This is a genomic window from Mesorhizobium bavaricum (assembly GCF_056781655.1).
In genome coordinates, this window is sequence record NZ_CM165566.1 from 2,906,739 (window position 1) to 2,924,909 (window position 18,171).

15 protein-coding genes are annotated in these 18,171 nt (G+C 64.7%); 4 read left to right on the top strand and 11 right to left on the bottom strand.

Annotated features, from left to right (window positions below):
- Positions 1 to 2 precede the first annotated feature (2 nt).
- Positions 3 to 2,717 carry a nitrate reductase gene (locus AC1RZR_RS14165; protein ID WP_481828676.1) on the top strand — a complete coding sequence of 905 codons (2,715 nt, stop codon included), beginning with the start codon at positions 3 to 5 and terminating at the stop codon, positions 2,715 to 2,717.
- A gap of 164 nt (positions 2,718 to 2,881) precedes the next feature.
- A complete protein-coding gene (locus AC1RZR_RS14170; protein WP_477270840.1) occupies positions 2,882 to 3,136 on the top strand; it encodes a BrnA antitoxin family protein in 255 nt (84 codons plus the stop codon).
- Position 3,137: 1 nt separating this feature from the next.
- Here the strand turns inward: AC1RZR_RS14170 and AC1RZR_RS14175 are convergent, their stop codons facing one another.
- The 11 genes from AC1RZR_RS14175 to AC1RZR_RS14225 all read right to left on the bottom strand — a co-directional run bounded on the left by AC1RZR_RS14175 (position 3,138) and on the right by AC1RZR_RS14225 (position 15,814).
- Entirely contained in the window at positions 3,138 to 3,497 is a 360-nt protein-coding gene (locus tag AC1RZR_RS14175) for a cupin domain-containing protein (RefSeq protein ID WP_477270842.1), read from the bottom strand.
- Between the two features lie 59 nt (positions 3,498 to 3,556).
- Positions 3,557 to 4,942, bottom strand: a complete 1,386-nt coding sequence (locus AC1RZR_RS14180; protein WP_481828677.1) for an NAD(P)/FAD-dependent oxidoreductase — start codon at positions 4,940 to 4,942, stop codon at positions 3,557 to 3,559.
- A gap of 29 nt (positions 4,943 to 4,971) precedes the next feature.
- A complete protein-coding gene (locus tag AC1RZR_RS14185) occupies positions 4,972 to 6,090 on the bottom strand; it encodes an ABC transporter ATP-binding protein (RefSeq protein ID WP_481828678.1) in 1,119 nt (372 codons plus the stop codon).
- A gap of 1 nt (position 6,091) precedes the next feature.
- Positions 6,092 to 6,880, bottom strand: a complete 789-nt coding sequence (locus tag AC1RZR_RS14190; protein WP_477270848.1) for an ABC transporter permease — start codon at positions 6,878 to 6,880, stop codon at positions 6,092 to 6,094.
- Positions 6,877 to 7,734 carry an ABC transporter permease gene (locus AC1RZR_RS14195; RefSeq protein WP_481829058.1) on the bottom strand — a complete coding sequence of 286 codons (858 nt, stop codon included), beginning with the start codon at positions 7,732 to 7,734 and terminating at the stop codon, positions 6,877 to 6,879. The genes AC1RZR_RS14190 and AC1RZR_RS14195 overlap by 4 nt, the downstream gene beginning before the upstream one ends.
- Positions 7,735 to 7,810: 76 nt before the next feature.
- Entirely contained in the window at positions 7,811 to 8,893 is a 1,083-nt protein-coding gene (locus tag AC1RZR_RS14200) for an extracellular solute-binding protein (protein ID WP_481828679.1), read from the bottom strand.
- A gap of 3 nt (positions 8,894 to 8,896) precedes the next feature.
- Positions 8,897 to 9,589 carry a helix-turn-helix domain-containing protein gene (locus tag AC1RZR_RS14205; RefSeq protein ID WP_477270852.1) on the bottom strand — a complete coding sequence of 231 codons (693 nt, stop codon included), beginning with the start codon at positions 9,587 to 9,589 and terminating at the stop codon, positions 8,897 to 8,899.
- An 88-nt stretch (positions 9,590 to 9,677) separates the two neighbouring features.
- Positions 9,678 to 9,926: a hypothetical protein gene (locus AC1RZR_RS14210; RefSeq protein ID WP_481828680.1), complete on the bottom strand. Its 249-nt coding sequence runs from the start codon at positions 9,924 to 9,926 to the stop codon at positions 9,678 to 9,680.
- 104 nt (positions 9,927 to 10,030) lie between these two features.
- Entirely contained in the window at positions 10,031 to 11,923 is a 1,893-nt protein-coding gene (locus AC1RZR_RS14215; RefSeq protein WP_481828681.1) for an ABC transporter ATP-binding protein, read from the bottom strand.
- A gap of 9 nt (positions 11,924 to 11,932) precedes the next feature.
- On the bottom strand, positions 11,933 to 13,846 hold the full coding sequence (locus AC1RZR_RS14220) for an ABC transporter ATP-binding protein (RefSeq protein ID WP_481828682.1): 1,914 nt from the start codon (positions 13,844 to 13,846) through the stop codon (positions 11,933 to 11,935).
- Between the two features lie 168 nt (positions 13,847 to 14,014).
- The gene (locus AC1RZR_RS14225; RefSeq protein WP_481828683.1) at positions 14,015 to 15,814 is read right to left on the bottom strand and encodes a dipeptide ABC transporter ATP-binding protein; all 1,800 of its coding nucleotides are present in this window, start codon (positions 15,812 to 15,814) and stop codon (positions 14,015 to 14,017) included.
- A gap of 192 nt (positions 15,815 to 16,006) precedes the next feature.
- Here AC1RZR_RS14225 and AC1RZR_RS14230 point away from each other — a divergent pair, with 192 nt between their 5' ends.
- Together AC1RZR_RS14230 and AC1RZR_RS14235 are read left to right on the top strand one after the other, a co-directional pair.
- Positions 16,007 to 17,365: an LLM class flavin-dependent oxidoreductase gene (locus tag AC1RZR_RS14230; RefSeq protein ID WP_481828684.1), complete on the top strand. Its 1,359-nt coding sequence runs from the start codon at positions 16,007 to 16,009 to the stop codon at positions 17,363 to 17,365.
- A 15-nt stretch (positions 17,366 to 17,380) separates the two neighbouring features.
- On the top strand, positions 17,381 to 18,157 hold the full coding sequence (locus AC1RZR_RS14235; protein ID WP_481828685.1) for a DUF427 domain-containing protein: 777 nt from the start codon (positions 17,381 to 17,383) through the stop codon (positions 18,155 to 18,157).
- The last annotated feature ends 14 nt before the right edge of the window (positions 18,158 to 18,171 follow it).

Genomic DNA, 18,171 nt, shown 5'->3' on the forward strand with positions numbered 1-18,171 from the left:
CCATGGAGATTGACGTAGCGCGCGAGGTGAGGACCACCTGCCCCTATTGCGGGGTAGGCTGCGGCGTGCTGGCGAAGGTCGCCGCGGACGGGCAAGTGTCCGTCCGCGGCGACCCCGACCATCCGGCGAATTTCGGCCGGCTCTGCTCCAAAGGCTCGGCCCTGGCCGAGACCATCGATCTCGACGGCAGGCTGCTCTATCCCGAGATCCACGACCGCCGCACCGGCTGGGACGAGGCGCTCGACCTTGTCGCCTCGACCTTCTCGCAAACCATCGCCGAGCACGGCCCCGATGCCGTCGCTTTCTATGTCTCCGGCCAGTTGCTGACCGAGGATTATTACGTCGCCAACAAGCTGATGAAAGGGTTTGTCGGCTCGGCCAACATCGACACCAATTCGCGCCTGTGCATGGCCTCGTCGGTCGCCGGCCACCGCCGCGCCTTCGGCTCCGACACCGTACCGGGAACGTACGAGGATCTGGAGCTTGCCGACCTGATCGTGCTGGTCGGCTCCAATCTCGCCTGGTGCCATCCCGTGCTCTACCAGCGCATCGTGGCGGCCCGGGAAAAGCGGCCGGAGATGAAGATCGTGCTGGTCGATCCGCGCCGCACGATGACCGCTGACATCGCCGACATGCACCTGGCGATCGCGCCCGATGGCGACGTCGCGCTGTTCACCGGGCTGCTCGCCTATCTCGGCCAGCACAACGCGCTGGACCGTGCCTATATCACGGCGCACACGACCGGTTTCGGGCAGGCGCTTTTCGCGGCATCGGCGCTCGACCTTGCCGGCGTCGCCGCTGCCACGGGCCTTGGCGAGGACGAGCTTGGCCGTTTCTACAGCCTGTTCGCCGCGACCTCCAGGACCGTGACGGTCTACAGCCAGGGGGTGAACCAGTCGTCGTCGGGCACCGACAAGGTCAACGCCATCATCAACTGCCATCTCGCCACCGGCCGTATCGGCAGGCCGGGGGCAGGGCCGTTTTCGGTGACCGGCCAGCCCAACGCCATGGGCGGCCGCGAGGTCGGCGGCATGGCCAACATGCTGGCCGCCCATATGGAGATCGAAAATCCAGAACACCGCGAGCGCGTGCAGCGCTTCTGGACTGCGCCGGCCATTGCCGAAAAGCCCGGCCTGAAGGCGGTCGAGATGTTCCAGGCGGTCGCCGACGGGCGCATCAAGGCGCTGTGGATCATGGCCACCAATCCAGTCGATTCGATGCCTGACGCCGATGCCGTCGAAGCGGCGATCAAGGCCTGTCCGTTCGTCGTGGTGTCGGACGTGCTGGCCAGGACCGACACCGTCCGCCACGCCCATGTCCGGCTGCCCGCCGCCGCCTGGGGCGAGAAGGACGGCACCGTCACCAATTCGGAGCGCCGCATCTCGCGCCAGCGCGCGTTCCTGGACCTGCCCGGCGAGGCGCGGCCCGACTGGCAGATCGTCGCCGAAGTCGGCAAGCGGATGGGTTTTGACGAGGCATTTTCGCATGCGACGCCGTCGGAGGTGTTTGCCGAGCACGCCGCGCTGTCGGGGTTCGAGAATGACGGCGCGCGGGATTTCGACATTGGTGCCTTTGCGGGGGTTGATGCAGAGGCCTACGCAGCACTTGAGCCGTTCCAGTGGCCAGCGCCGGGCCCAGTTCAAGCCGGACGTCAGCCAGAGGAAGGCGCCCAGGCTGGACATGGCCCTTCCAGCAGCCGCTTCTTCGCTAACGGCAATTTCTACACGCCCGACCGCAAGGCGCGCTTCATCGCCATTCGCCCCAGCGTCGAGACCCGTACCAGCCCGGACTATCCGCTGATCCTCAACACAGGCCGCATCCGCGATCACTGGCACACCATGACGCGGACCGGCAAAAGCCCGCGGCTGTCCCAGCACATTGCCGAACCCTTCGTCGAAATCCACCCGGCTGATGCGCTGCGCTTCGGCATCGGCGACGCCGACATCGTGCGCGTTTCCAGCCCACGCGGCGACGTGCTGGTGCGCGCGCTGGTGACGGCACGCCAGCGCCAGGGCAGCCTGTTTGCGCCTATGCACTGGACCGATCAGTTCTCGGCTAAGGGCCGGCTCGACGCGCTGACCGCGCCGCTCACCGATCCGGTCTCCGGCCAGCCGGCGTTGAAACATGTCGCCGCCCGCATCGAGAAATTCGCCGCGAAAGCCTTTGGCTTCGCCGTGATGCGGCAGAGGCCGGCGCCTGATACGGCAAGCTACTGGGCCGTGGCCAAGTGCAGGGGTGGCTGGCGGGTCGAACTTGCCTTTGGAGATGACGACATCGACTGGGCCGGCTTCGCCGGAGCCTTGTTCGGCACGCCGCCGGGGGCCGCCGAAATGCTCGCCTATCATGACCGCGATGCCGGCCAGCATCGCATCGCGGCTTTCGACGGCGATCACCTGTCCGGCGCCTTGTTCGTCGCGCCCGGTCCGGTCGCGGTGTCGCGCGGCTGGGCGGCGGAACAATTGACTGCCGATCATGCCGACCGGCGCGGCAGGCTGGCGATCGTGGCCGGGCGGCCGGGCGGGGTCGACGTCGACCGCGGCGCCATCGTCTGCTCCTGTTTCGGCGTCGGCGCCAACCAGATCGCGCAGGCAGTGCGCGGCGGCTGCGCCAGCGTCGAGGCGATCGGCACTGCCCTGCATGCCGGCACGAATTGCGGCTCTTGCCGTGCCGAAATCAGGATCATCGTCGACGCACAAATTCTTCAGGCCGCCGAGTGACGAGCAGCAGCGCGCGTGCCGCGAAGGCGGCACGCGAACCGCGCCGTGCGGGGATCGAGACGGTCCTGGCCGAATGGGCCTGCGCGATGGCACTAGTTGGGCTATGCTGGCGCAAGCTTGAGCCTTCCCGGCGAGCATGAATTGTCTCCAGTCAGGGTCACCCAATGGCAAATCCCCCGCGCCGACCGACAAATCCGATGACGGCGGCGGAAGCCGCCTTCAAGCCGATCAAGAAGCCGGTTGCCCCGGTTCGCGAGCCCTCGGCCGCGCCAGGTGTCAGGGAGCTCGTTTCGATCAGGATCGATCGAGCCGTGCTGGACCATTTCCAGGCGGATGGGCCCGGCTGGCAGGATCGGATCAACGATGCATTGCGGCAGGCAATAGAAGGCAGGCCGAACGCCGCCGGGAACGGCGATTAGCTCACGCCGCCTCGAAGTGCAGGATGTAAAGCTTGCGCGTCGGTTCGTGGATCGTCCATTCGCCCTTCCAGCCTTTCGGCAGCACCAGCATTTCGCCGGGGCCGACGTCCTTGCTGCGGCCATCGAGACCATGCAGCGAGACCCGGCCCGATACGATGTGGCAGGTTTCGGAATTGCTGTCGCGCGATGCGGTGAACCGGCCGGGCGTACACTCCCAGACGCCGACTTCCAGCGTGCCGTCCGGTGAGGTCCACAGTGTCCTCGACGCTTCGAGCTGATCGCCGCTGATCGAGGTCGGCTTGGGCTCGGGCTCGCCGAGATCGATCGAGGCGAGATGGGCGAAGGTCTGGAAGTCGGTCATGACAGTCTCCGGGCAGGCACTGAAAATGTTTTTGAATCCGATGTGTGGCGTCGCAGGGCTCAATGCCCGGTGATGCGGTCGGCGATGGCGGCCAGTTTCGACGTGTGCCGGAGGCCGGCTTCCTCGCGCTGGTCGGCGACGCGGTAAAGCTGATACATCGAGTGGACGCCGAGCCAGCGCATCGGCTCCGGCTCCCATTTGCTGACCTGGCGGTTGACCCAGGGCAGGCGGGTCAGTTCGGTGTCGCGGCGCAAGATGAGATCGCGCAGCGTACGGCCGGAAAGGTTGGAGCTCGACACGCCAAGCCCGACATAGCCGCCGGCCCAGCCAATGCCGGTCTCAAGGTCGAGGCCGGCGGTCGTGCACCAGTCGCGCGGCACGCCAAGCACGCCGCACCAGGCATGGTCGATGCGAAGCCCTTTCGTCTGCGGCAGAAGGCGGGTGAGGATTGCGTGCAGGCTTTCGATCGTCGCCTGCTGCGTCTGGCCGCGCACGTCCGTTTGCGATCCGTAGCGATAGGGCACGCCGCGTCCGCCCATGGTGATGCGGCCTTCGCGGGTGCGCTGCGCGTAGCAATAGGCGTGCGCGGCGTCGCCCAGAAGCTCGTGGCCCTGCCAGCCGATCTCGTCCCACAGCGATTGCGGCAGCGGCTCGGTGATGATCTGCGCGCTGTTGAGCGGCAGCCAGAGCCGCTCATTGCCTGATATCCCGGCCGTGAACCCTTCCGTGGCGCGTATGATGATCGGCGCGCGCACCGTGCCGCGATCGGTCGTGACCTTGCCCTTCTCGATATTCGTCACGGTCGTCTGCTCGTAGATCGGCACGCCAAGCCGCTCGGCTGCTTCGGACAGGCCGCGGACAAGCTTGGCCGGCTGCACACGGGCGGTCCCGTGGTGGATATAACCGCCAAGCACGTTCCGGATGTCGATGCGGGCCTTGGCCTCTGCCTGGCCGATCAGGCTGACGCGCTCCTGTGGCACGCTCCAGCCGATCGCGTCGGCATAGGCGGCCCTGATCCGCTCCAGCTGCGGCGGGTTGGTGGCAACCGTCAGATTGTCGACGCGGCGGATATCGGCATCGATGCCTTCGGCCTCGGTCACTGCGATCACTTCGTCGACCGTGCCATGCATGGCGGTTTCCATGTCGATGACGGCGCCGCGCGTCGATGTCTGCAGATATTTCTCGCGCGACCAGCTGAAGCCGCCGGACAGCCAGCCGCCATTGCGGCCGGACGCGCCGAAGCCGGCGAATTCCCTTTCGACGATGGCGATACGGATCGAAGGATCGGCCTGCTTCAGATAGTAGGCCGTCCACAGGCCGGTGTAGCCGGCGCCGACGATGCAGACATCGGCTTCGAGGTCGCCCGGAAGCGGCGCGCGATAGGCTGGCAGGCCGCCAATGTCGGCATACCAGAACGAGACGTTGCCGTTGACTTTGGCGTCCATGTCTAAAAATCCTGCGGGGGAGGGAGCGGTCAGGTCATCGTCATGTCGGCGCGGTCGTCGTCGGCAAGAAGTTTTGCATCGACGACCGACCAGCGCAGATCGACCGCGTCACCAATCGAGAAGGGCGTGGCCTCCAGCGACGAGCGCACGATGGCTACCGAACCATCGCCGAGCGTCACCTGGTATTTCGAACCCGAGCCCAGATAGATCGCTTCGCTGACCTGACCGGTGAGGCTGTTCTGCCCGGCGGCTGGAGGCGTCTTCGTGCTGGCAAGCGAAAGCTTTTCCGGCCGCAGCAGCACCACCGGTTTCTGGCCGCCGGCGAGCCTGCCGCCGGCAACGATCTTCTGGCCGGCAATCGTCAGGCTGGTCTCGCCGCCCGACGTTTGGGAATCACCACGCAAACTGGTCGATTCGCCGATGAATTTCGCCACGAACAAGGTCGCCGGCTCGTCGTAGAGCTGGCGCCCGGTTCCGACCTGTTCGATGCGCCCCCGGTTGAACACGGCGATGCGATCGGAGAGCACCAGCGCCTCTTCCTGATCATGCGTCACATAGACGAAAGTGGTGCCGAGTTCGCGGTGGATGCGCTTGATTTCCAGCTGCAGCCATTCGCGCAGTTTCTTGTCGAGGGCGCCGAGCGGCTCATCCATCAGCAGCAGCGGCGGATCGAAGACGATGGCGCGCGCCAGCGCCACGCGCTGCTGCTGGCCGCCGGAAAGCTCGGCCGGATAGCGATGCGCGAAGTCGGCCATCTTGACCATGTCGAGGGCGCGCGCGACGAGACGATCACGCGTCTGCTTGTCCATGCCGCGCAGGGTGAGCGGATAGGCGACGTTCTTGCCGACGGTCATGTGCGGAAACAGCGCGTAGTGCTGGAAGACGACGCCGATGTTGCGCTTGTGCGCCGGCAACGCGACGATGCTTTTGCCGCCGACAGCGAGGTCGCCGGAGGTCAGGTCGGTGAAGCCGGCGACGACGTTGAGCGTGGTGGTCTTGCCCGAGCCGCTCGGGCCCAGCAACGTCATGAACTCGCCCGGCTCGATATGCAGGCTGACATCGTCGAGCGCGGTGAAATTGCCGTAACGCTTGGTTGCGCCCTTGATGTCGATGGCCGCGCCACGTTCTTTGCTGTTGGACGCAGCCATCTCAACCCCTCGTCGATTTCGAGCTGATGATCAGCCCGGCACTGATCACCAGCGTCGTGGCAATGAAAATGATCGTTCCGACGGCGGTTACGGTCGGGTCGGCGTCGCGGGTGATGCTGGTGAAGATCTGCACCGGCAAGGTCTTCAGATACGGGCTGGTGATGAACAGCGCGACGATGATTTCATCGAAGGAGGTGACGAAGGCAAACAGCAGTCCCGACAGGATGCCGGGCGCGATCAACGGCAAGGTCACGGTGCGGAACGCGGTGAAGCGGTCCGCACCAAGGCTTGCCGCCGCCGTCTCCAGCCGCACGTCGAAGACCTCGAGGCTCGCAGATACGGCGATGATGACGAAGGGTATGGCCAGCATCGTGTGCGCGATGACGAAGCCGGTGGTGGTGCCGACGAGATGGTAGTCGAGATAGACGGCATAGATGCCGATCGCCAGCACCACGCCAGGCACGATCATCGGCGTGATCAGGATGGCGCGCAGCAGGCCGGCGCCTGAATGCTTCATGCGGCTGAGGCCAAGTGCGGCCAGCGTGCCGAGGAGCGTGGCGGCGACAGCGACGAGGCCGGCGACCTTGAGCGAATTGAAGAAGCTGGACAGCCAATCGGGGTTGGTGAAGAAATTCTCGTACCACTGCCAGGAGAAGCCTGACGGCGGGAAGGCAAGCGACTTCTTCTCGTTGAACGACATCGGGATGATGACCAGCGTCGGCATCACCAGCCACACCGCGACCAGCAGGCAGAACAGGCCGAGCAGAATGCGGAACGGGGCTAGCCTCATGATCTCGACGCCTGCTTGTGGCGCTGGCGCATCAGCGGTGCGGCGAGCGCCAGCAGCACGAAGGTCGCGACCAGCAGCACGACGCCCATGGCGCCGCCACGGCCCCAGTTGAGCAGGCTGAGCACCTGGCTCTGAACCAGCGTCGACAGCATGGTGCTGCGGGGTCCGCCAAGCAGTGCCGGCGTGATGTAGAAGCCGAGCGACAGGATGAAGACAATGATGGCGCCGGCGAAAACGCCGGGCAGCGACAGCGGCAGATAGATCTGCAGGAAGGCGAGCGAAGGCCGCGCACCGAGGCTGCGCGCCGCCTGGACGAGGCGCAGGTCGATGCCGCGCATGACCGAATAGAGCGGCAGGATCATGAACGGCAGCAGCACCTGCGCCATGCCGATCACCACGCCGGTCTGCGTGCGGATCAGCTTTACCGAGTCAAAGCCGAGCAGCCTGATGATGGAATTGATGATGCCGGAATCCTGCAGCAGGATGACCCAGGCCAATGTGCGTACCACGCCGCTTACCCAGAACGGCACCAGCACGCACAGGATGAGGACGAGCCGCATGCGCGGCCCGACCGCCGTCATGAGATAGGCATAGGGATAGGCGGCGATGACGCAGACGATGGTGACCCAGGCGGCGATGGAAAAGGTGCGCCACAGGACCGTGACGTTCACCGGCGTGGAAAAGAACCAGACGTAATTCTGCAGGCCCCAGGCGGGATCCGAGAAACTGCGCAGGGTGACGGTCAGCAGCGGATAGCCCATCGCGGCGATGAGCAGGAGCAGGGCCGGCAACGCCAGCAGCGAAGGATAGGCGGCAAGCCGCAGGCGCCGTTGCGGCCCCTGCAGGGCACCCACCGGCCGGGGATTTTCACCCCCGGCCGCCAGCGTATGCCATGTCTGGCTCACGCCTTCACCCTGGCGTTCAGCCGGCTCAGTTGCCGGCCATCAGCGCCGTCCACTTGTCGGACGCTGTGGCGAAGTTGGCGACCCAGAACTTGATGTTCTGCTGGTAGCCCTGCTTGGCGTGTTCCGGCGTGTTGGTCAGGAAGGCGGCGACGGAAGCGTCCACCTTGGGCTGTGCCTCGGTGTTGATGGGCGAGTAGGACGTCTGCTCGGTCAGGATCTCCTGCGATTTCTTGCCGAGATAGGCGTTGATCAGCGCGTAGGAGGCGTCGGTGTCCTTGGCCCCGACCGGGATGGTCAGCTGATCCATGACGACCAGCCAGTCCTTCCACACCGGCGTATAGGCAGCGCCGTTCTTGACCGCCGTCATGGCGCGGCCGGTCCACATGATGATCATGTCGGCTTCGCCGGATTCGGCGAGCTGCTGGGACTCGGCGCCGGTTTTCCAGAAGATCGTGTCCGGACCGATGGCCTTGATCTTGGCGATGCCCTTGTCGATGTCGGCCGGGGTCATGTTGTCGACCGAGCCGCCGTCAGCCAGAATGGCCTGTTCGATCAGACCGCCGATCGGGCTGCCGCTGCCATCGATGGCGCGCGTGCCGGGGAATTTCTTGGTGTCGAAGAAATCCTTCCAGTCCTTCGGCGGATTGTCCTTATAGGTCGCGTTCTTGTACATCAGCACGGTGCCGTAGTTCATCGCCGGCACGCTGCATTCGCCGACCTGTCCGGCCGGGATGTGCGAAACGTCGAGCTTGGTCAGGTCGAGCTTCTGGAACAGTTTGCCGCAATGCACGAATGGCGGGAAATCGTCGGTGTCGACGACATCCCAGGTCACATTGCCGGACTCGACCTGCGCCTGAAGCTTGGCGATTTCGGTCGGCCCATCGTTCAGCAGCTTGACGCCGCTCTTGTCGACGAACTCCTTGAGGGCGGCGACCTGGCCGTCCTGGTAGATGCCGCCATAGGACACGAAGGTCAGTGTCTTGCCCTTCAACGAACCGTCCACCACGGTGCCGGCCGGCGGCGCGCTCTGCGCATGAGCCGCGGCGGCTGTAATCAAGGCAAGTGCGGCTGCACCGAGAAATCCGGTGACTATTGATCTGCTTCCCATTTTCTAACCCTCCGATGACTCGCTGTTTGATTTTGGCAGCCCGGCTGCGAGTGGTTTCCGGGCTACATATTGGTCGAGATCGACGGCGCCGCTTGTCGGCGGTGCGATGATCCACAGCACTTCGGCGACCGTGTTGCCGACATTGATGGTCCTGTGCGGCGTCGAGGTCGCATATTCGATGCTGTCGCCCTCTTCGAGGATGAAGCTCTCGTCGCCGAGCGTCAGTTGCACCCGGCCGCGCAGCACGAGGAACATTTCGTGCGCGTTGCCATGCGTGTAGGGCACGTCGCCGGTCGAGCCGCCGACGGCGAATTCGCCGCAATAGACTTCCATCTCACGGATTGGCCGGCGCGACAGCAATGTCTTGCGGTAGCCTTCGCTGGTCGGCAGCGCCGGCCGCTCGGCGCGTGTCAGCACCGCGTGCGGCGACACTTCGCATTCGTCGAAAAGATCGGCGAGGCCGATGCCGAGCGCATTGGCGATCAGCATAAGCGTGCTGGTGTTGGCCCCGGAAAGGCCGCGCTCGAGCTGGCTCAGGAAACTGGCGGTGGTGCCGATCATGTCGCCGAGCTGGCGCAGCGTCAGGCGCCGCGCGGTGCGATAGGCCTTGATGCGGTTGCCCAACACCGTCGACCGGCGCGCTTCCGCGCTGGACGTGGCGCTGTCGTCTGGGATGTGATCCTCGGCAATTTTCATGGTGATCTCAGGGTTCACTTAACATGCTATTAAGTGAACCCGCATGGCAAGCGAATTCGCATGGCCACCTGAAAATCACTGCTGATGTCTATGTACTTGGCGCCCGATCGTCGGCTTTGGTCTGGCGATCGAAAACCACCGCCAGCCCGTTCTTGACGGCAAGCGAGGCGACCATGTCGTCGAGTTCGCGATCGGAAATGGCAGGTTTGAGGACCTGCCGGATGGCCCGGTAGGCCTGCTCTGTCGACACATAGTCGTAGCGCTTTTTGCGCGCTTCCACATATTGCTCGATGAGAATGCCCAATCTGCGGGCGGCGATGTCTTCTGGTTGCTGCAAGGGAGCCTCCTCAAGCTCGATCGTCCCCAGCTGTCCAACATGTAAAAACCGCTGCCGCGAAAGTTAAGCCCTGAAGCCAAAAAATCGGCTGTCGTCGTCGACGGTCATGTTGCCTTGCCGACCGCCGCGTCCAGCTCCAACTCGCCTTCCGAGATGTCGTCGAACGAGGCATAGTTCATGTTGTAGAGGCGGGCGTAGAGGCCTTTTCGTGCCATCAACTGTTCGTGGTTGCCGCCTTCGATGATCTCGCCGTTCTGCAGGACGATGATGCGGTCGGCGCCGCGGATGGTGGCCAGCCGGTGGGCGATGACCAGCCCGGTACGGCCTTCCAGCAGTGTTATCAGCGCCTTCTGGATCAGCATCTCGGTGTAGGAATCGATGCTGGCGGTGGCCTCGTCGAGCACCAGGATCTTGGCGTCGGCCACCAGCGCCCGCGCGAAGCTGATCAGCTGGCGCTGGCCAAGCGAGAGATTGCCGCCGCGCTGTTCGAGTTCGGTGTCGTAGCCTTCGGGCAGGTTCTCGATGAAGTCGTGGGCACCGACGGCTTGTGCTGCGCGGACCACTTCCTCGCGGCTGGCGCCTGTCTTGTGGTAGCGGATGTTCTCCAGCACCGAGCCGGAGAACAGGAACGGCTCCTGCAGCACCATGGCCACCTGATCGCCGAGCGAGTCCTGGGTCAGGTCACGCACATCATGTCCGCCGACCAGGACCTGGCCTGACCAGACATCGTAGAAGCGGTGCACCAGCGCCATCGAGCTCGACTTGCCCGATCCGGTCGGCCCGACAAGTGCGACGGTCTCGCCCGGATTGACGCGGAAGGAGATGTTCTTCAGCACCGGCTGGTTCTGCCGGTAGCCGAAGGTGACGTTCCTGAACTCGACCGAGCCGTCCATGTCGCGCGACAGGGCGACTGCTCCATCCTTGTCGCTGACGTCCACCGGCACATCGAGCACTTCGGAGATGCGCTGGCCCGAGGCCATGGCGCGCTGCATGACGCTGTACTGCATGGTGAGCGAGCGGATCGGGTCGAAGAAGCGCTGGATGTAGAACAGGAACGCCACCATGACGCCGACGTCGAGGCTGTGCGACAGCACCATCGAACCGCCGACGACGATGACCGTCGCCATGGCGATGCCGGTCAGCGTGTCGACGATCGGCACCATCACCTGCGCGTACTTCGCCGACGTCAAATGGGCATTGAGATTGGCCAGCACCTTCTCGTCATAAAGGTCGAAATTGACGTGCTGGCGCTCCAGGCTCTGCACCGTGCGCACGCCATGGATGCCTTCGGCAAGCGCACCGTTGGCGATCGAGTTGGTCTCGTGCGCGGCCATGAAGGCGACCTTGGCGCGCGGCAGCCAGAACAGGCGCACGATGAACAGCACCGGCATGGTCGACAGCGTCAGCAGACCGAGCCGGAAATCGAGCCAGAGCAGCACGCTGACGATGCCGAACAACAGCACGATGTCGCCCACCGACATCACCGACGTCTCGAGGAATTCCTGCATCGAATTGACGTCGCCCTGCAGGCGCGACATCAGCCGGCCGACCTCGGTCTTGTCCATGAAGCTCAGCGAGACCCGCTGCAGATGGCTGAACATGGCGCGGCGCAGGTCCGACAGAACGTTCTCGGCGACCTTGCCGACGACGCTTTCCTGCACATGGCTGGCGGCATAGTTGATGAGAATGATCAGCGTGAAAGCGCCGATCGCAGAGATCATAACCGACTGGTCGAGCCTGCCAGCCGCCATGCCGTGGTCGATGGCGTAGCGGATGACCAGCGGGATCGCCAGCTGGGTCAGCGTGAACACCAGCACGGCGGCGACCGAGATGAAGATCCGGCCCTGATACGGCTTCACGAAGCTCCAGATGCGCCGCACGATGCGCGGGTCGTAGGCCTTGCCGAAAACCTCTTCCTCGTCGCGGTGCGAGCCGACGACAGCCTTTGTCGGCCGCCTGCTGGTGTCTTCCTTCTCGTCGTCGCTCTGTGTCGACATCACGCGGCTCTATCTCTTTGATTTTGACGCGATTCCGGACGGAAAACCGGTTTCCACTTTTCCTAGAATTGCTCCCGCCACGGGCCGCTCATCGTCCGGCCGCAGCTGCAGGTCGTAGAGTGCGCGATAGCGTCCACCGAGCGCCAGCAACTCCTCATGCGTGCCGCGCTCGACGATCCGGCCACCCTCCACGAACAGGATCTGGTCGGCATGCATCAGCGAGCTCAGCCGGTGCGAGATGATCAGCGTCACGCGATCCTTGGCGAAGCGCTTCATCGCCGCCCGGATCCGCTGCTCGGTGCCGGCGTCGATGGCCGCGGTCGAATCATCGAAGACCAGCACCGATGGCCGCAGCATCAGGCTGCGCGCGATGGTCAGGCGCTGCCGCTGGCCGCCGGAAAGCGACGCGCCGCGTTCGCCGACGACCGTGGTGTAGCCGGCGGGAAGCCCGATGATGTAGTTGTGCAACTGGGCGAATTCGGCTGCCTGGCCGATGCGGGTCTCGCGCGCCCAGGGATTGCCGTAGGCGATGTTGTTCTCGATCGAGGTGGTGAACAGGAACGCGTCCTGCTGCACCACGCCGACGGCCTTGCGCAGCGATTGCAGTGTGACCTTGCTGATGTCCTGGTCGTCGATGGTGATGGTGCCTGACGTGACATCGTAGAAGCGCGGGATCAGATGCGCGATGGTCGACTTGCCGCTGCCCGGCGGGCCGACGATGCCGACGGTTTCGCCGGACTTCGCCTCGAAGGAAATGCCCGACAGCGTCGGCCGGCCGCCCGCGCCGGCATAGCGGAAGCCGACATTGTCGAAGCGCAGCACGCCATCGGTGACGGCGAGGTCCCTGGCGCCGGGCGCGTCCTCGATGTCGAGTTCGGCGTCGAGCAGTTCGAACAGCCGCGTGCCGCAGGTCGAGGCGCGCGCGAACGAGTTGACCATCAGGCCGATCTGGCGCACCGGCATCTGCAGGATGGTCATGAAGGTGAGGAACTGGGCCAGCGTGCCGACGCTGATCTGGCCTGCAATCACCTTCTGGCCGCCGAACCACAGCACCAGGCCCATGGCGGCCAGGAACGAGAAGTTCATGGCGCTGGTGTTGCCGACGCGGATATCGACGCGCTGGTTGGCGAGGTCGAGCGCGTCCTGCTTGGCGCGGTCGAATTTTTCCAGCTCGTGCCGCTGTGCCGCAAAGGCCCGCACGACACGAATGCCGCCGAGGTTCTCATCCATCACGCGGCTCAGCACCGACAGTCGCTGCTGCAAAGTCAGCCAGGTGCTGCGCAGCGCCAGTTGGGTGACCGAGGAGCGCCAGGCGACGAACGGCACGAAACTCAGGCTCAACAACCCAAGCACCAGATCGGTGCTGATCAGGAGATAGGCGCCGACGCCGATCAGCACGCCGAGCAGGACGACGCGCAGGATGCCGGTGGAAAAGAACATGCGCACGCCGTCGAGATCGAGCAGGCCGAGCGTGATCAGATCGCCGGTGTGGACCCGGTCGTGGAAGGAGAAGCTCAGGCGCTGGATCTTCTCGTAGAAGGCCAGGCGCAGTTCATAGCCGGTCCGGTGGCCAACGGCCTCGCCAAAATAGTTCTGCGCCATGGTGAAGAGGCCGCGCAGGATGCTGACGACGAGCAGTGTAAGCGCTGTGTTCCACAGCGCGTGCTCCGCCGCGGCACCGGCTCCCGCGGCCATGACGCCCTGCGCCTGGTCGATGGCGCGTCCCAGCAGGCGGGGAATGAAAAGCTGCAGCGTCGCGGCGATGAAGGTCGAGACCAGGGTGATCGCGACTTGCCAGGGATGGCGCAGCGTCATGCGCACGATACGGAGCAAGGTGCTGAGGCCCTTGCCCCAGGAGGCTTCCGCCACATGGGCAAACGATTTGCCGCGCTTCTCGGCGCCGCTGGTTGCTTGCGTATGCAAGGGAAATATCCAGACCAATCCGGGACTTGGCCCGGATGAATGAAGCAGACTCAGTTCAGATGATGCGATGTTACGCGTGTCCGGCTTGGCCGTTCAAGAGCCAATGACGGCATCGCACTGTGCCTGACCGGAAACGCGCCGTTGCGGTGTTCGACGCGGGTGGTCCGTTTACGACCCCTGCCGCCAGCAGGCGATCCGGTGGCCGGCCGCGACCTGCCTGGCGGGTGGCTCCGCCTTTCTGCAATCGGGCAGCACCAGGGGGCAGCGATCGGCGAAGGAGCATCCCTTGCTGGCGATGCCGATGGTCTCGATCTCGACCGGCGCGGATAGTTTCGGCGCTGCTTCATCGGAGGACGCCGCCAGGAGCAGTTGCGTATAGGGGTGATTGGGTCCCTGGAAGATCTGGTCGGATGAACCGGTTTCGACCAGACGGCCGCGATAGAGCACGCCGATCCTGTCGGCCATGTAGCGCACGACCCTGAGGTCGTGGCTGATGAACAGATAGGTCGTGTCCTTGTCGCGCTGCAGGTCGTTAAGCAGGTTGAGGACGGTCGCCTGGACGGAAACGTCGAGCGCCGAGGTGGGTTCGTCGAGCACGACGACCTTCGGCACGCCGGCGAAGGCCCGTGCGATGGCCGCCCGTTGCCGCTGGCCGCCGGACAGCGATCGCGATTTCTGCTCGGCCGTGGTGCCGGCGAGGCGGACCGACTGCAAGAGGTCGCTGACGCGGGCTCTCACCTCGCTGCGGCGAAGGCCGGCGAGCCGCCGCAGCGGACGGCCGAGGATCCTGCCGATGCGCTGACGCGGGTTGAGGGTGCGATCCGGCGACTGGAAGACCATCTGCACGTCGCGCCGTTCGGCAAGGTTTCTCTTCTCGACGCGCGGCGCGACCGTCCTGCCGAACAGCTCGACCGATCCGGAGTCTGGTGTCTGCAGGCCGGTGACGATCCTCGCTAAGGTCGACTTGCCGGAACCGGATTCGCCGATCAGCCCGAAGGTTTCACCCTGGCCTATGTCGAGGTCGATATCGCTGAGCACTGGCTGGCTGCCGAAGGAGTGGCTGATGCCCTTGCAGGCGATCGCGATCCGGCGCTCTTTCCGTGCGCCGGCGTCTTCAAGCTGGATTGCGGCCAGACTGGGTCCGTCCGTCTCCGCCAGCCTGCCGTCCCGTTTGGTGTAGTTGAGGGCCGGGATCGAGGCGATGAGCGCCTTCGTGTAGGCGTGGGTTGGGTTGTCGAAGACGTCAGTGGCGTCGCCGCTTTCGACCACCGCTCCCGACTGCATCACCGCCACCCGGTCGCAGGACCGGCGGATCATGTTGATGTCGTGGCTGATCAACAGCACGCTGGTTTTGTGATCCTTGCGCAGATCGGAGAGGATGGCGATGATCTCGGACTGGACGCTGGCGTCCAGCGCCGTCGTCGGCTCGTCCAGCACCAGCAGCGACGGGTCGAGCGCAATGGCAATGGCGATGTTGGCGCGCTGCTGCATGCCGCCGGACAATTCGTGCGGATAGAGATCCAGCACCCGGTCCGGATGGCTGACCCGGACCCGCCCGAGCAGTTCGGCGGCGCGCGCGCGGGCCTCGTCGTGGCGAACCGGGCGATGCCGCATGATCGTCTCGGTGATCTGCCGGCCGATCGTCATGCTTGGATTGAGGGCAGCACCCGGGTGTTGGTAGACGGCCGCGATATGATTGCCACGCAGCTGGCGCAACTGCTCGGCGGAAAGGTTGCGGATTTCGCGGCCCTGGAATTCCAGCGCCGACGCCGCGATGCGGGCGTTCTTCGGCAGATAGCGCAGGATGGCGAGCGCCACCGAGCTTTTGCCCGATCCGGACTCGCCGACCAGGCCAAGGGCTTCGCCTTCGCCTATGTGCAGCGACACGCCGCTGACGGCGGGATGCGATCCCTTGCGCCCGTCATAGGCGACGGAGAGCTGATCTACCTTGAGAACCGAGGAGGACATTGGGAGCTTGAAACCACTTTCTTCGAGCGCCGCCATCGAGGGCAATCGCTTCCGCTTTCGCAATACATAATCTCTATAAAATTACTCGAATAAAGCTGGAACGCAATCTACCTTTCATCGCTCAGGAGAGATTTGTCGCCGCCTGCCGAAGCAGCGCGACGGTCTCCGGAGCGGATTTGGAAGGAGGCCGGCATGGCTCGAGATCACATGATCCTCAGCGCATTTTTCTTCAACCCGCAGGGCGATCACCGCATGTCGTGGCGCCACCCGCGAGCACCTGGCCGGGAGGTGCTGGACTTCGACTTCTACCGCGATCTCGTGCAGGCGGCCGAGCGCGCCAGGATCGACACGATCTTCGTCGCCGACCACGTGTCGATCTGGGATTCGGTCAAGAGCGGCGTCGCTCACTACGCCAATGCCCGCCTCGAACCGCTGACGCTGTTGTCTGCGCTGGCCGGCGTCACCAAGCATATCGGCCTGATCACCACGGCATCGAGCTCCTACAGCGAGCCCTACAATGTGGCGCGCATGTTCGCCTCACTCGACCATATCAGCAAGGGCAGGGCGTCGTGGAACGTCGTCACCTCGGCCATGGACGAGGAGGCTCGCAATTTCGGCCGCGACGGCAATATCGAACATGCGTTCCGCTATGAGCGAGCGGCCGAATTCCTCGATATCGTCAAGGCATTGTGGGACAGCTGGGAAGACGAGGCGCTGCTGATCGACAAGGCATCGGGCTATTTCGCCGACCCCGACAAGGTCCATCCCATCGATCACAAGGGGAAGCATTTCAAGGTGCGCGGGCCGCTCAATGTCTCGCGGCCGCCGCAGGGTCATCCGCTGATCGTCCAGGCCGGCTCGTCCGAGGACGGCAAGAACTTCGCCACGGCCCAGGCCGATGCGCACTTCGCCATCTACAGCACCAAGGAAGACGGCATCAAGTATCGTCAGGATATCAACGAGCGCCTTGCCCGGCACGGCAGGCGGCCGGAGAGCTTCAAGATCCTGCCCGGCATTCTGCCGATCGTCGCCGCCTCCGAGGCGGAAGGCCGGGAAAAGCAGGAGTATCTACAGACCTTACTTCCCGATCAGGTCGGCATCGACCTTCTGTCCAGCTGGAGCGGCATCGATCTCTCCGTCTATCCGCCGGACGGACCGCTGCCGCCGCTGCCGGACGAAAGCACCTTCAATGGCGGGCGCACGTCGCTCAACCGGGTCAAGCAGTGGTCGAAGCAGAATCTCAGCCTGCGCGAGATCGCGCGCAAGCTCGCCAACAGCGGCTCGGTGCCGACCCTCGCCGGCACGCCGAAACAGATCGCCGACCAGTTGCAGGACTGGTTCGTCTCGGGTGCCGCCGACGGCTTCAACCTGATGTTCCCGCTGCTGCCGGAGGACTGGGTGAATTTCGCCGAACAGGTGGTGCCGGAGCTGCAGCGCCGCGGCGTGTTCCCGACCGAATACGCACCGGGAACGCTGCGCGACCGCTTCGGCCTGGCGCGGCCCGCCAACCGCTTCGCCGAGCAGCGCGACACTGCGCGCGCCGTGTCCTGACCCCGGAGACCGATGATGACCGCCGCACCAAGACTGCAGCCGCGCGAAGCGACCGCTCCGCACCTCATCAATGTCCTGCACAGCCCGAAGCGCGTGCGCGTCAAGTTCGGCGGCCGCATCATCGCCGACAGCCGCAATGTGTTGGTGCTGCGCTCCAACCATTTCCTGCCGATCTACTTCTTTCCGGTGGCGTCGGTCGATGCCTCAGTGCTGAAGCCCTCGCTGCATCGCGAACCGCACGCGGTCGGTGGCGAGACCGCCTATTGGGACATCGATACCGGCGACAGGCGGAGCGCCAACGCGGCCTGGTCGTTCGTGTCGCCGCCGGGTGAAAACCTGTCGCCGCTGGCCGGGCGCATCGCCTTCAGCTGGAAGCTCGTCGACCAGTGGTTCGAGGAGGACGAGGAGGTCTTCGTCCATGCGCGCGATCCCTACGCGCGCATCGACGTGCTGCAAAGCTCGAGCCATGTGCAGGTCTGGTTCGACGGCGCGCCGATCGCCGACAGCCACCGCCCGGTGCTGCTGTTCGAGACGCATCTGCCGACGCGCTTCTACCTGCATCCGGATGACATCAATCTGCAGCGGCTGACGGCGTCTGCCACAACGACGCGATGTCCCTACAAGGGCATCGCCTCCTACTGGTCGGGCCTGCTGAGCGACGGCTCGGTGCGCCCGGACATCGCCTGGAGCTACCGCGACCCGATCGCCGAGATGCCCAAGATCAAGGGTCTCGTCGCCTTCTATCCGCAGGCGGTGGACCGCATCCATCTCGACGGCGAACCCGTCGCCTAGAGCATTCTTTCAAT

Coding starts and splice junctions, on each gene's coding strand:
- AC1RZR_RS14185 (WP_481828678.1), bottom strand. CDS start 6,090: ATGGCTGCGTCCAACAGCAAAGAACGTGGCGCGGCCATCGACATCAAG.
- AC1RZR_RS14235 (WP_481828685.1), top strand. CDS start 17,381: ATGACCGCCGCACCAAGACTGCAGCCGCGCGAAGCGACCGCTCCGCAC.
- AC1RZR_RS14175 (WP_477270842.1), bottom strand. CDS start 3,497: ATGACCGACTTCCAGACCTTCGCCCATCTCGCCTCGATCGATCTCGGC.
- AC1RZR_RS14205 (WP_477270852.1), bottom strand. CDS start 9,589: ATGAAAATTGCCGAGGATCACATCCCAGACGACAGCGCCACGTCCAGC.
- AC1RZR_RS14165 (WP_481828676.1), top strand. CDS start 3: ATGGAGATTGACGTAGCGCGCGAGGTGAGGACCACCTGCCCCTATTGC.
- AC1RZR_RS14215 (WP_481828681.1), bottom strand. CDS start 11,923: ATGTCGACACAGAGCGACGACGAGAAGGAAGACACCAGCAGGCGGCCG.
- AC1RZR_RS14190 (WP_477270848.1), bottom strand. CDS start 6,880: ATGAGGCTAGCCCCGTTCCGCATTCTGCTCGGCCTGTTCTGCCTGCTG.
- AC1RZR_RS14225 (WP_481828683.1), bottom strand. CDS start 15,814: ATGTCCTCCTCGGTTCTCAAGGTAGATCAGCTCTCCGTCGCCTATGAC.
- AC1RZR_RS14180 (WP_481828677.1), bottom strand. CDS start 4,942: ATGGACGCCAAAGTCAACGGCAACGTCTCGTTCTGGTATGCCGACATT.
- AC1RZR_RS14200 (WP_481828679.1), bottom strand. CDS start 8,893: ATGGGAAGCAGATCAATAGTCACCGGATTTCTCGGTGCAGCCGCACTT.
- AC1RZR_RS14170 (WP_477270840.1), top strand. CDS start 2,882: ATGGCAAATCCCCCGCGCCGACCGACAAATCCGATGACGGCGGCGGAA.
- AC1RZR_RS14230 (WP_481828684.1), top strand. CDS start 16,007: ATGGCTCGAGATCACATGATCCTCAGCGCATTTTTCTTCAACCCGCAG.